At 45.7% G+C, this 14566-nt stretch carries 8 protein-coding genes; 2 read left to right on the top strand and 6 right to left on the bottom strand.

Annotation, left to right across the window (positions count from 1 at the left end; genetic code table 11):
* Positions 1-5: 5 nt before the first annotated feature.
* Positions 6-2219, bottom strand: coding sequence for a photosystem I core protein PsaB (gene psaB, locus HC643_RS14990; protein ID WP_167844690.1), 2214 nt, complete (start codon positions 2217-2219; stop codon positions 6-8).
* A 12-nt stretch (positions 2220-2231) separates the two neighbouring features.
* On the opposite strand from psaB (HC643_RS14990), the gene HC643_RS14985 reads away from it, so the two are divergent.
* Entirely contained in the window at positions 2232-2450 is a 219-nt protein-coding gene (locus HC643_RS14985; RefSeq protein ID WP_167844689.1) for a hypothetical protein, read from the top strand.
* 204 nt (positions 2451-2654) lie between these two features.
* Here the strand turns inward: HC643_RS14985 and psaB (HC643_RS14980) are convergent, their stop codons facing one another.
* Together psaB (HC643_RS14980) and psaA are read right to left on the bottom strand one after the other, a co-directional pair.
* Positions 2655-4880: a photosystem I core protein PsaB gene (gene psaB / locus HC643_RS14980; protein WP_038074624.1), complete on the bottom strand. Its 2226-nt coding sequence runs from the start codon at positions 4878-4880 to the stop codon at positions 2655-2657.
* A 116-nt stretch (positions 4881-4996) separates the two neighbouring features.
* On the bottom strand, positions 4997-7255 hold the full coding sequence (psaA, locus tag HC643_RS14975) for a photosystem I core protein PsaA (protein ID WP_038074626.1): 2259 nt from the start codon (positions 7253-7255) through the stop codon (positions 4997-4999).
* Positions 7256-7828: 573 nt separating this feature from the next.
* Here psaA and HC643_RS14970 point away from each other — a divergent pair.
* Positions 7829-9415 carry a hypothetical protein gene (locus tag HC643_RS14970; RefSeq protein ID WP_050045805.1) on the top strand — a complete coding sequence of 529 codons (1587 nt, stop codon included), beginning with the start codon at positions 7829-7831 and terminating at the stop codon, positions 9413-9415.
* Positions 9416-9495: 80 nt separating this feature from the next.
* Here HC643_RS14970 and HC643_RS14965 read toward each other — a convergent pair whose 3' ends face one another.
* From HC643_RS14965 to HC643_RS14955, 3 genes are all read right to left on the bottom strand, one after another.
* Positions 9496-11064, bottom strand: coding sequence for a metallophosphoesterase family protein (locus HC643_RS14965; RefSeq protein WP_038074628.1), 1569 nt, complete (start codon positions 11062-11064; stop codon positions 9496-9498).
* Positions 11065-11155: 91 nt separating this feature from the next.
* Positions 11156-12127 (bottom strand): YegS/Rv2252/BmrU family lipid kinase, encoded by a 972-nt coding sequence (locus HC643_RS14960; protein ID WP_038074630.1) that lies wholly within the window; start codon positions 12125-12127, stop codon positions 11156-11158.
* A 117-nt stretch (positions 12128-12244) separates the two neighbouring features.
* Positions 12245-14293 carry a prolyl oligopeptidase family serine peptidase gene (locus HC643_RS14955; protein WP_038074632.1) on the bottom strand — a complete coding sequence of 683 codons (2049 nt, stop codon included), beginning with the start codon at positions 14291-14293 and terminating at the stop codon, positions 12245-12247.
* Positions 14294-14566: the final 273 nt, after the last annotated feature.

Below are 14566 nucleotides of genomic sequence, written 5' to 3'. Positions count from 1 at the left end.
ACGCATCAACCGAACTTACCTGCAGTCGAAGCGATTAAGAATGCGGCGTAGGTGAAGACGTAACCTACAGTGAAGTGTGCCAAACCTACCAAGCGAGCTTGAACGATGGACAGAGCCACGGGCTTGTCTTTCCAGCGAACAATGTTTGCCAACGGAGTCCGCTCGTGTGCCCAAACTAAGGTTTCAATCAACTCTTGCCAGTAACCTCTCCAAGAGATGAGGAACATGAAACCTGTTGCCCAAATCAAGTGTCCAAACAAGAACATCCAAGCCCAAACCGACAGGTTGTTCATGCCGTATGGGTTGTAGCCGTTGATTAACTGAGCGGAGTTTGCCCAGAGGTAATCGCGGAACCAACCCATCAGGTATGTGGATGACTCGTTAAATTGTGCAACGTTGCCTTGCCAAATTCCTAAGTGCTTCCAATGCCAGTAGAAGGTGACCCAACCCACTGTATTGAGTGCCCAGAATGTTGCTAGGTAGAAAGCGTCCCAAGCGGAGATGTCGCAAGTACCGCCACGACCCGGACCATCGCAAGGGAATGCGTAACCGAAGTCCTTCTTATCGGGCATCAGCTTGGAACCGCGAGCATCCAAAGCACCTTTCACCAATACGAGAACGGTGGTGTGAATTGCTAGGGCAAAAGCATGGTGAACGAGGAAGTCTCCAGGTCCAATTGTTAAGAACAATGAGTTCGTACCATTGTTGATTGCGTCAACCCAACCGGGTAACCAAGGCGCACCTGCGGTGGAAGCGACGCTTTCGGGGTTGGACAGTAGGGTGTTTAAACCGTACAGGACTTTCCCGTGAGAAGCTTGAATGAACTGTGCGAACACCGGTTCAATCAAAATTTGCTTTTCGGGAGTACCGAAGGCAACCACTACGTCATTGTGGACGTACAAACCTAAGGTGTGGAAACCCAAGAACAGGGATACCCAGCTCAGGTGAGAGATGATGGCTTCTTTGTGCTTGAGTACGCGATCGAGCACGTTGCCTTTGTTTTGCTCTGGATCGTAGTCACGTACCCAGAAGATAGCTGCGTGAGCGAAAGCACCTAGCATTAAGAAGACAGCAATGTACTGATGGTGCGTGTACAGCGCTGCTTGAGTTGTGTAGTCCTTAGCGATAAACGCATAAGGAGGAATGGAATACATGTGCTGCGCTACCAAGGAGGTAATTGTTCCTAGCGCTGCCAGGTGAATGGACAACTGGAAGTGCAAGGAATTGTTGTATGTGTCGTACAATCCTTGGTGGGGCAGGTTGAACTGACCTTCTGTCTTTGCGCCAAAGAAGGTCTTGGCGTTGAGCATTTCTTTGATGCTGTGACCGATACCAAAGTTGGTACGGTACATATGACCGGCGATGATGAAGATCACTGCGATCGCCAAGTGGTGGTGTGCCATATCCGTCAGCCACAGGGACTCTGTTTGCGGATGGAAGCCACCTAAGAAAGTCAGAATTGCAGTTCCCGCACCTTGAGACGTGCCAAAGATGTGGTTCGCCGTATCGGGATTAGAAGCGTATGCTCCCCAGTTTCCTGTAAAGAAAGGTTGCAAACCTGCGGGGTGAGGCAGAACAGTCAGGAAGTTATCCCAACCTACGTGCTGTCCGCGTGATTCGGGAATAGCTACGTGTACCAAGTGACCTGTCCAAGCCAGAGAACTCACACCGAACAAACCTGCCAAGTGGTGGTTCAAACGGGGTTCTGCGCTCTTAAACCAAACTAAGCTGGGACGGAACTTGGGTTGTAGGTGCAACCAACCAGCGAACAAAAAGATTGCTGATAGAACCAACAAGAACACCGAACCTACATACAGGTCGTTGTTCGTCCGCATACCGATGGTATACCACCAGTGGTAAACACCTGAGTACGCGATGTTTACTGGATTGCTAGCCCCTGCTTGGGTAAATGCTTCTATTGCTGGTTTCCCAAACTGCGGGTCCCAAATTGCGTGGGCGATAGGACGGATATGAAGGGGGTCTTTAATCCACTGTTCAAAGTTACCTTGCCAAGCTACGTGGAACAGCAGGCTTGATGCCCACAGGAAAATGATCGCCACGTGACCGAAATGAGTTGCGAAAATCCTTTGATAAAGATTTTCTTCCGTCATACCGTCATGGCTTTCAAAATCATTTCCCATAGCCATCGCATACCAGATCCGACGCGTCGTCGGGTCCTGTGCGAGGTCTTGGCTAAATTTTGGAAATTTTGTTGCCATAGAGATAAATTCTTGTTGTCCTGGTTAGCTGGGCTTCAACTAGAACAAGTCTTGCAGTATATCCGGATTTTCTTCCGGAAAAGACTTCCAGAGCGTTTTTATGCTGAGGCGCAATCATTTCCTATTCTAAAGCAATACCATCGCATCTTTAAATTCTGGATTTTAGATTTTGGATATCTAAACTTAATTTTCCAAATCGAAACTGGCTTGGGTGGGCTTCCTTTTCGCTGAGAAGATTTCCGATTTTCTTCTCCTTTTTCTGCCTTTGCTTTGCATCAATTACGGAGTTTGACAAGAGTAAATATCTGTTCTATTCGTTTTTCTAATTGGTATGATTAATAAAATTTTTTCTTCTAATTTTTATTAATAAAAATCCCCCGCTGTGAAGCGAGGGACTTTAACTATTTACTTACTACTGCCAATTCAGTCAACGCATCAACCGAACTTACCTGCAGTCGAAGCAATCAAGAACGCGGCGTAGGTGAAGACGTAACCCACTGCGAAGTGTGCCAAACCTACCAAGCGAGCTTGAACGATGGACAGAGCAACGGGCTTGTCTTTCCAGCGAACTAGGTTCGCCAATGGAGTCCGCTCGTGTGCCCAAACCAAGGTTTCAATCAACTCTTGCCAGTAACCTCTCCAAGAGATGAGGAACATGAAACCTGTTGCCCAAATCAAATGTCCAAACAGGAACATCCAAGCCCAAACCGACAGGTTGTTCATGCCGTATGGATTGTAGCCGTTGATTAACTGAGCGGAGTTTGCCCAGAGGTAATCGCGGAACCAACCCATCAGGTATGTGGATGACTCGTTAAATTGTGCAACGTTGCCTTGCCAAATTCCTAAGTGCTTCCAATGCCAGTAGAAGGTGACCCAACCCACTGTATTGAGTGCCCAGAATGTTGCCAGGTAGAAAGCGTCCCAAGCGGAGATGTCGCAAGTACCGCCACGACCCGGACCGTCGCAAGGGAATGCGTAACCGAAGTCCTTCTTATCGGGCATCAGCTTGGAACCGCGAGCATCCAAAGCACCTTTCACCAATACGAGAACGGTGGTGTGGATTGCTAGGGCAAAAGCATGGTGAACGAGGAAGTCTCCAGGTCCAATTGTTAAGAACAATGAGTTTGTGCCATTGTTGATTGCACCCAACCAGCCTGGTAACCATACGTTACCGTAGTTCGGCCAAGCAGTCGAAGCAATACTGTCTGGATTCGACAAGAGAACATTCAAGCCGTACAGGACTTTCCCGTGAGAAGCTTGAATGAACTGTGCGAACACCGGTTCAATCAAAATTTGCTTTTCGGGGGTACCGAAGGCAACCACTACGTCATTGTGGACGTACAAACCTAAGGTGTGGAAACCCAAGAACAGGGATACCCAGCTCAGGTGAGAGATGATGGCTTCTTTGTGCTTGAGTACGCGATCGAGCACGTTGCCTTTGTTTTGCTCTGGATCGTAGTCACGTACCCAGAAGATAGCTGCGTGAGCGAAAGCACCTAGCATTAAGAAGACAGCAATGTACTGATGGTGCGTGTACAGCGCTGCTTGAGTTGTGTAGTCCTTAGCGATAAACGCATAAGGAGGAATGGAATACATGTGCTGCGCTACCAAGGAGGTAATTGTTCCTAGCGCTGCCAGGTGAATGGACAACTGGAAGTGCAAGGAATTGTTGTATGTGTCGTACAATCCTTGGTGGGGCAGGTTGAACTGACCTTCTGTCTTTGCGCCAAAGAAGGTCTTGGCGTTGAGCATTTCTTTGATGCTGTGACCGATACCAAAGTTGGTACGGTACATATGACCGGCGATGATGAAGATCACTGCGATCGCCAAGTGGTGGTGTGCCATATCCGTCAGCCACAGGGACTCTGTTTGCGGATGGAAGCCACCTAAGAAAGTCAGAATTGCAGTTCCCGCACCTTGAGACGTGCCAAAGATGTGGTTCGCCGTATCGGGGTTAGAAGCGTATACTCCCCAGTTTCCTGTGAAGAAAGGTTGCAAACCTGCAGGGTGGGGCAGGGTTGTCAGGAAGTTATCCCAACCTACGTGCTGTCCGCGTGATTCGGGGATAGCTACGTGTACCAAGTGACCTGTCCAAGCTAGGGAGCTCACACCGAACAAACCTGCCAAGTGGTGGTTCAAACGGGGTTCTGCGCTCTTAAACCAAGCTAAGCTGGGGCGGAACTTGGGTTGTAAGTGCAACCAACCAGCGAACAGGAATACTGCTGCCAATATGAGGAGGAACACGGAACCTTGATACAGGTCGTTGTTCGTCCGCATACCGATGGTGTACCACCAGTGGTAAACACCTGAGTACGCGATGTTTACTGGATTGCTAGCCCCTGCTTGGGTAAATGCTTCTATTGCTGGTTTCCCAAACTGTGGGTCCCAAATTGCGTGGGCTATGGGACGGATATGAAGAGGGTCTTTAATCCACTGTTCAAAGTTACCTTGCCAAGCTACGTGGAACAGCAGGCTTGATGCCCACAGGAAAATGATCGCCACGTGACCGAAGTGAGTTGCGAAAATCCTTTGGTAAAGATTTTCTTCCGTCATGCCATCGTGGCTTTCAAAATCATTTCCCATAGCCATCGCATACCAGATCCGACGTGTCGTCGGGTCTTGGGCGAGATCCTGGCTAAATTTTGGAAATTTTGTTGCCATGGGTTTGATAAAATCCTCTGACCTTTAGCCACCAACTGAGAATTTTGGATTTCGGATTTTCGATTTTGGATTTCCTCTAAAACCTAAAATCCAAAATCCAAAATTTCTGCTGATGTTTAGCCTAATGAAATGATTCGTGCGTGGAAGAATGCCCAGGTTGTAGCGATTCCTCCCAAGAGGTAGTGAGCTACACCAACAGCCCGACCTTGAACAATGCTAAGAGCACGAGGCTGAATGGATGGAGCTACCTTCAGTTTATTATGAGCCCAAACGATTGACTCAATCAGCTCTTGCCAGTAGCCGCGACCGCTGAACAAGAACATTAAACTGAACGCCCAAACAAAGTGAGCACCTAAGAAGAGGAGACCGTAAGCTGAGAGCGCACTGCCGTAGGAGTTAATCACTTGGACAGCTTGTGCCCACAGGAAGTCTCGCAACCAGCCGTTAATGGTAATAGCGCTTTGAGCGAAGTTACCACCAGTGAGGTGATTGACCACACCATCTGAGTCTACGGTTCCCCAGACATCTGACTGCATCTTCCAGCTGAAGTGGAAAATTGCAATGGAGATGGTGTTGTACATCCAGAACAAACCTAAGAACACGTGGTCCCAACCAGATACCTGACAGGTACCGCCACGACCCGGACCGTCGCAGGGGAACCGGAAGCCCAAGTTCATCTTGTCTGGAATCAGACGAGAACTGCGAGCAAACAGGAATCCTTTCAACAGAATCAACAGAGTCACGTGGATTTGGAATGCGTGGATGTGGTGGATTAAGAAATCCGCCGTACCCAATGCAATTGGCATCATTGCCACTTTGCCGCCTACAGCCAAGATACCGCCGCCGAAAGCATAGCTAACAGGTTCTAATGCGTTGGGGGCAGTTGCACCAGGCGCTACTGTGTGGAGGTTTTGCACCCACTGAGCAAATACTGGCTGCAGCTGAATGGCTTGATCGGAGAACATATCCTGGGGACGACCCAAGGCACGCATTGTATCGTTGTGAATGTACAAACCAAAGCTGTGGAAGCCAAGGAACATACATACCCAGTTTAGGTGAGAGATGATTGCATCTCTGTGACGAAGCACGCGGTCTAATACGTTGTTCTGATTCACCACTGGATCGTAGTCACGCACCATAAAGATGGAACCGTGAGCCGCCGCACCAACAATCAGGAATGCACCAATCCACATATGGTGGGTGAAGATGCAAAGCTGAGTTGCATAGTCTACTGCCAAGTACGGATACGGAGGCATCGCGTACATATGGTGAGCCACGATGATGGTCAACGAACCCAACATTGCCAGGTTAACTGACAGCTGAGCGTGCCAAGATGTGGTGAGATTTTCGTAGATACCTTTGTGACCGTCACCAGTGAAGGGACCTTTATGGTTTTCCAGAATCTCTTTGATGCTGTGACCAATACCCCAGTTGGTACGGTATTGGTGACCTGCGATGATGAACAGTACTGCGATCGCCAAATGGTGGTGAGCGTTATCTGTCAACCACAAACCGCCAGTCACCGGGTTTAAACCGCCTTTGAAGGTGAGGAAGTCAGCGTACTGTCCCCAATTCAAGGTAAAGAATGGCGCTAGACCATTGGCAAAGCCAGGGAATAGTTCGATCAGCAAGTCTTTGTTCAGGATGAACTCATGAGGTAGAGGTACATCCTTAACAGCCACTCCCGCATCCAACAGCTTATTAATAGGTGAGGATACGTGGATGATGTGACCTGCCCAACCCAAGGAACCGCAACCCAGCAACACGGCTAGGTGGTGATTCAGCATGGATTCGACGTTCTGGAACCATTCCAGCTTTGGCGCACGCTTGTGGTAGTGGAACCAGCCTGCAAACAGGAACAAACCTGCTAACACCAAGCCACCAATTGCTGTGCAGTAGAGCTGGAATGAGTTGGTAATACCCCAACCACGCCAGATGTAGAACAAGCCGGAGGTAATTTGGATTCCGTGGAATCCGCCGCCGACATCGCCATTTAAAATTTGTTGACCAACGATTGGCCAAACAACTTGGGCGCTTGGCTTGATATGGAGGGGGTCGCTCAGCCAAGCTTCATAGTTGGAGAAACGAGCTCCGTGAAATATCATCCCGCTCAGCCAGAGTGTCACTACGGCAAGGTGACCGAAGTGGGCTGCGAAGATTTTGCGGGATATGTCTTCTAAGTCGCTTGTATGCGTATCAAAGTCATGGGCGAGCGCATGTAGGTTCCAAATCCATGTTGTTGTCTTTGGACCTTTAGCAAGAGATCTGTCGAAATGTCCTGGTTTTGCCCACAGTTCAAACGTGGTTGGCACCGGATCGTTATCAACTATGACTCTTGCTTTTTTTTCCTCACGCTCTGGAGGACTAATCGTCATTCGACCTCCTCTCTTAACAAGGATTGAGGAACTATCATTACCACACCATTGCCTTCCTAGTTTTAAACCAGCGGTTAACTGGAGTAGCTATGAAGACCATCTGTGGAGAGTGGTTTCTGTTGAATTATAAAGGCTTAACTCCTACCTTGTTAGAGAGAATTTAACAATAATTCAAAATCGCCGAATCTACCGTGTTATCTGCCTTTGAAGTTGAAAGCATTGGACAAAAAGTCAATACTTTCTTTATTTATTTTACAAACAGACACAATTTGTAAAAATTATAGTCCTAGCATAAAAAGACGAAAAATGCACTGGGTTGTGAGGAATTGCCTATATATAGTGTTGTAATTTTTCTTGAATTTATCTACCTCAAAAATATAAAAAAAATATTAAATTAATCTAAATATAAATAAATTGTATAAATACATACTTTTTTAAAGCTACAATGAGTTATGTAAAGACAAAATCATATTGCTCCTGAGTTTGCGCCTGAAAAGGTGCAGGAACGGCGCACTTTTGGGCTATATTGACCAGTGGAAAGTTTGGTTGTTAACTCTACATTTGGTGAAACAGATGAACTTGTGGCAGAAGACGGGAATTGCTTTCCTCAGGTGGTTCATGGCGCTGGTACTAGTCTTAAATGTGACCAGTTGTGGTAACAGTGAAAAAGCTGTCAGCCAAGAACCTGGTGCAAGCTCGCAACAGAAAGTTCAACTTTCAGGACAAATATCAGAAGTTTCTCCACCTGCAACAATCCAAGAGCTGCGCCAAGCGCTGGAAATTTATCAGCCACAAGTGACAATATTGGCTCCCAACGCAGGCGAAACCCTTCAGGATAATACTGTCACAGTTCGCTTTCAGGTTAAAGATTTACCTATATTTAAAGATTCAAAATGGGATCTCGGTCCCCATTTACACGTCATTCTCGATAACGAACCCTACATAGCAGTATATGATGTGGATAAACCCCTAGTTTTGTCAGATTTATCTCCAGGAACCCATACTCTACGCGTCTTTGCCTCCCGTCCCTGGCATGAAAGTTTTAAAAACGAAGGTGCTTACGCTCAATCAACATTCCACATCTTTACAAAGACCGACAATAACAACCCCGATCCAAAACAACCACTTTTAACTTACAGCCGTCCGAAAGGCGACTACGGCGCAGAGCCAATTTTACTGGACTTTTATTTAACAAATGCGCCCCTGCATCTAGTTGCACGAGGAAATCCCAACGACGAAATAGCAGATTGGCGTATTCGCTGCACCATTAATGGCGAAAGCTTTGTATTAGACCGGTGGCAGTCAGTATACCTCAAGGGGTTCAAGCCCGGTAAGAACTGGGTAGAACTAGAATTTTTAGACGAGCAAGGAAACCCCATAAAAAATGTTTTCAACAGTACTGCTAGATTAATTACCTACGATCCAAAAGGTAAAGACACGCTTTCTAGAATTGTTCGAGGGGAACTTTCAACCGACCAAGTCCGAAGCATTGTAGATCCCAACTATACAGCTAAGGTACCAGTTGCCGAACCCACACCATCCCAAACTCCAATTCCAACCGTAGAGAAAACACCCGAAGTAAAACCACAAGAACAAAAACAACCACTTCCCAAACTCGAACCTACACCTGCTCCCACTTCAATTCCTACCGTTGAAGAAAAAGTGCCGGAAACACAGATTGAAGAACCAAAACAACCGAGTCCCGAACCAAAACAACAGGAAGTACCCCAAGTTCAACCAGAAAAAGCAAAATCGCGAGGGTTTTTCAATCGCTTCGGACGGCGTCCGGAAATAACTCCAACCCCAGAGGTAACCGTTGTACCCACTCCTAGCGAACCCCCTACCTTACCAGAGATTATTGAATCTCCTCAACCAGAAACTACAGTAGAACCAAAAACCCCAGAAACACCAAAAGCTGAGTCAACAGCTGTACCGGAAACGCTTCCTCAGCCAGAACCAGCAACAACAGTAGAACCAACGATTCCATCAGAAGCAGTAGTAGCTCCTCAATCCAAGAAAAAGGGGCGGTTTAGTCAATACTTCAATCGTCAGCCAAGCATAACGCCAGCGCCAGAGGTAACCACTGAACCCACTCCCAATCTACCCCCTACTTTGCCTGAGATTATTGAATCTCCCCAACCAGAAACAGTAGCACCTTAACTAGAAAGCACTACACAAGCCCAGCAGTTCTCCTCTCGTTCCCAACTAGAAGCTGGGAACGAGGATAACGGGTAGAGGGTTTAAATTACAAAAGGCTCAATCTCGTAGTTATTCCATTGCCGTTGATACCACTCAGCAACGAAAGTACGGACAATGAACTTTGGAGGACAACCATCTTTAACATCTATACGCAAGCTAGTGTAAGGTCTCCGCTTTTGCAAACCTTGACCTTTACGACCAATAAATAAATGCGATCGCGCTACCAATCGCTGCTTTTCTTTATCAACAAACGCTTCATACAAATCTGCTCCCTCAGGGCGCTGGCGTCGCAAACTATATCCGCTTCCACCGCAAACAATCCAATGAACGCCAAAATCAGCACTTTCTCGATCAACTGTTTCAAGATGTTCTAAACAGTGTGCGTGACCGTTTAAAACTAAATCAACCAAAGGACGATCGCTACTTTTAGAACCGACGACGCGAGCAACTGCACTCAGGACATCGCGCAGGCGATGGCGAACTGCCAAAGTTTGCGCCTGTTGCCATTTTGTCGCCTCTGTTACATAGGGAGGATGGTGAAAGTAAATCACCCGTCCTCGAACATCCGAACAATTCCAAGATTCAATCAGTCGCTGCTTTAGCCATTCTAATTGCTCAATATCTGTTGCTATTTCTTGATGGGTAGAAAGTTGCTTATCAATATCAACAATCATTTCCTCAATTTGTGACACGTTAGTTCGCACATCATCAAGTTTCTCAGTGCGATGGGGATCGGTGGAATGCACTTTAGGAGTGCTTTCCATCAGCCTCATCTTTTCCTGTTCCAAACTCTGGCGGCGTAACTCTAATTCCTTGCGAAATGCGTCCCCTTCCTGAGTTTTAGGAAGGGGAAGTGGATTGTTGAACGTATTGGAATCCAGTGCAAAAAAATCTATACCACCATAACGAAAAGTATAGTAACGATTGGGAAGGCGAGTAAAATGCCCCGGTTGGTAACGCAAACAGCGCCCCGTACTTGTTTGTACTGTGTAATATTCGTCAAGATGGCGGTTTAACTCTCCCGGAAGCATCAAACCTTTCAAGTAATCGAGAAAAGCACGCGCATAGACATCACCATGTCCCGAACCGCGCCAACCAACATCAAGATCGATCCCCGAACCCAGTAATTGTCGCAATGGCAGAGTTGCTAAGGATACTAATCCAAACAAGAGCGGCAACTCGTAATAATCGTGATTGCCTGGAACGGGTAAAATTGGCAGTTGAAACACCATGCGATCGTAGGATATCCTCTCAGGATTCTCGCCCCCTACAATGAATTCGCGATAAGGCTTAATAAAGTTATCCGGATAAAACTCACTCGATCCCACCAAATAAATGACATCACCCGTATGCAGCATAAAACTGCTTTCTTGGTGGTGTGGCAGCATAAGTTCAGCAATTTGTCGTTGGGGATTGTAACCCCAATGCGGTCCCGCCCCACTATCGCCAACAACCAAAAACGAAAATTCTGGATTGTCAGCTGTGCCATCGTCAATCGTTAGCCGGGTTTGGTCAATTCCCCGTTCAACAATGATAGGGTCTTGCCACTTGACTCGCTGCTTCATCTTGCGAATTTTTTCAGCAATAGCTGCCTCAGTCACGAGTTTCAATGGAATTCTCCTGGGAATGATAGGTAGTTGCTAATAGCTAATGGCTAACAGCTAATTGCACCATTAGCCATTAGCCATTAACTATTAGCCATTATCCATTTTCTTTTTCTTTCTCCTCAACTATCAAATTTGGTAGTCCCTCTAGTTTTTCAGGAAGTTTTTCTTCTTCTACTGATGGCACAAAAATTTTTAACCCAGCAGGGACGCAGTGAATTTCCACAGGAGTTGTGCCTAAAATTTCACCATCCACAACAACCTTTTGAGGTGGATCTGTTTTAATTTTAAATTGTTTGGCTCGCAGGTAACCTATATCATTCCGCTCTGCGGCGTTACCTGTAGATGCAGTTTGAAAAAGATGGAATGCAGCTGCGATCGCGCTGGCTCTATTCGCTGGAGCCACTATTGTCAGATCGAGCAGCCCATCATCAACTATAATACCTGCTGGTCCTTGTGCCAAAATTGACGTAGAAGGTGCTGCATTCGCTACGGTTACTGCGGCTGCAGTGGCTTTAATTATCTTGTCCTCAGTTTCGATTTCTACATCAAAATTTTCCATTGCTCGTAACTCTTGCACCCCAGCCAAAATATATGCAAGAATGCCAAACCGATTTTTTGCTTCTCGGTCTGCTCGTTCTACAGCATCCGCTTCAAAACCAATCCCGGCTAACAATACCATTGGATGACCGTTACAATAAGCTACATCTACAGTCCGAGTCACTCCTTGCAAAATCACTTTACAAGCAGCATCAACAGTGTCGGGGATTCCTAAAGCGTGAGCAAAAGCGTTTGCTGTTCCCCTAGAAATAATCCCAAATGGAACATCAGTACCAACAACTGCAGTAGCAGTTTCTGAAAGAGTCCCATCGCCTCCCGACGCTATGATGAGATCTACCCCCCGCTCAATTGCTTGACGTGCCAAATCGTCGGTGCAGCTATCTTCGGTTGTCAGTTGAATATCTAGGTCAATTTCTGGCTCTAAAATTGCCCGAATCATTGCCAAATCTTGATCTGAGTCGCCCTGTCCTGCAACAGGATTAAAGATAAGGCAAGCAGAACGTTTCATAAGATTTTAGTATAAACTCTAATATTGCTAATCGAAGTTAGACCAATTCTAACTCAAGCATCACTTGCCCGAATTGTTGCAGTATCCAGGCATTACATTGTTTGCCAGAAAACCAACCTAAACTTGTACAGCTAAAGTCCGGACCAAAAAAGCCCAAGCATCTGCCGCTTCTTCAATTCTTTTAGCGGTTGGTTTGCCAGCACCGTGTCCTGCTTTCGTTTCAATTCTAATCAGAACTGGCGCGTTCCCAGTATGAGCAGCTTGTAAAGCAGCAGCAAATTTGAAACTGTGGGCTGGAACTACGCGATCGTCACTTTCTGCTGTAGTAATCATAGTTGCTGGGTAAGCCGTACCTGCTTTCAGTCGGTGCAGGGGAGAATAGGCGTACAGCGCTTTGAACTCTTCAGGATTTTCTGGGGAACCGTATTCAGGAATCCAAGCCCAACCAATTGTGAATTTGTGAAAGCGTAACATATCCATCACACCTACAGCAGGCAAAGCTGCACCAAATAAGTCGGGACGTTGAGTGATGCATGCTCCCACAAGCAATCCACCGTTGCTACCTCCACCGATCGCTAATTTAGCTGGCTTGGTATATCCGTTTGCAACCAACCATTCGGCTGCAGCAATAAAGTCATCAAAAACATTTTGCTTTTTTTGCTTCATTCCAGCTTGATGCCAGTCTTCTCCATACTCTCCACCACCACGTAAATTGGGAATAGCATATACACCTCCCATCTCCATCCAGACTAAGCTACTTACAGAAAAACTGGGAGTGAGAGACACGCTAAATCCACCATAACCGTACAGGTATGTAGGATTATTACCATCTAATTTGATTCCCTTTTTATAAGTCACGAACATCGGGACTCTCGTACCATCTTTGCTGTTATAGAAAACTTGTTTGGTTTCGTACTCATTAGGGTTAAAGTCTACCTTTGGCTCGCGAAAAACCTTGCTCTTACCGCTAACCATATCGTAGCGGTAGATAGTTCCCGGTACAGTAAAGCTTGTGAAACTGTAAAAAGTTTCTGTATCATTGCGTTTGCCGCCAAAACCCCCAACCGAACCAATTCCTGGTAATTCAATTTCTCTGACAAACGAACCGGTCATCTCAAAAATTTTGATTTGACTGCGAGCATCTTTAAGATAACTAGATACAAATTGATTGTTAATTGTGCTGATACTCTGCAAAGTTTCTTCTGCTTGGGGTATAATCTCCTGCCAATTTTTTTGTTGGGGATTTTTGATATCAATAGCGATCGCACGCCCTTTTGGAGCATTTAAATCTGTTTGGAAATAAAACAAACTATCCTTATTATCAATAAAGCTAAAGCTAGCTTCAAATTCATTAATAAGTTCTACAACATCTGAATTTGGATTTGACAAATCCTTATAGAACACTAAATTTTTGGGATTAGTTCCTTCCCATACTGAAATAATCAGATAGCGACCGTCCTCTGTGACATCGCCATTAAACCCCCATTCTTTGCGATCGGGACGGTCATAAATTAATATATCCTCTGATTGAGGTTTTCCCAATTTATGATAAAAAAGTTTTTGATAGTAGTTAACTTCTTCTAATTTATTTTTTTGATTTGGTTCATCATAACGGCTGTAGAAAAACCCTTTACCATCATGCGTCCACGAGACTCCAGAGAATTTAATCCACTGTATGCGATCGTCGAGGTCTTTACCCGTTTCAATATTCTTAACTTTCCACTCTTGCCAATCAGAACCAGAGAAGGATAAACCGTAGGCTAACAACTGACTATCTTCACTGATAGCTATTCCTGAAAGAGCAACAGTACCATCTTCTGAAAGTTTATTTGGGTCAAGTAAAACTTTTGGTTTGTCCTCCAGAGTCTTTAAAGTATAAAGTACACTTTGGTTTTGCAAACCATCATTCTTAAAATAAAAGTAGCGATCGCCCTCTTTAAAAGGAATGCTATACTTTTCATAATCCCAAAGTTTAGTAAGACGCTGCTTGATTTTTTCTCTGACAGGGATTTGTTGAAGATAGCCAAACGTGACTTTATTTTGTGCCTCAATCCAAGCTTTTATTTCTGGAGAATCAGGATTTTCTAACCAACGATAGGGATCTGCAACCAAAGTTCCGTGGTAATCGTCAACTTGGTTGCTCTTAGAGGTAGTAGGATATGACATAGTACGGTGTGAAGAAGGTAGTAAATGAAACGTAACTTGAGGTTTGGCAACAGCAACGTCAGGAACACATAGATATCTACATACAAGAATAGTTGCTAGAAAAGGAGCTAAAAACCGACGCAAGAGGGAAAACATCTTAGATATGATAATAAGTCAGGTGAGTGCAAATAATCATGACTGGTTGTCGTTGCGCTAACTGGGTTCATCACTAGGTATGCAAGCGAGCTATCGCGAATACGAACTTCATCAAACCCACGTTACTTATCAGTCCTG

Source organism: Tolypothrix bouteillei VB521301, assembly GCF_000760695.4.
Lineage (GTDB): Bacteria > Cyanobacteriota > Cyanobacteriia > Cyanobacteriales > Nostocaceae > Scytonema > Scytonema bouteillei_A.
This window is presented reverse-complemented; position numbering and strand designations above follow the sequence as displayed.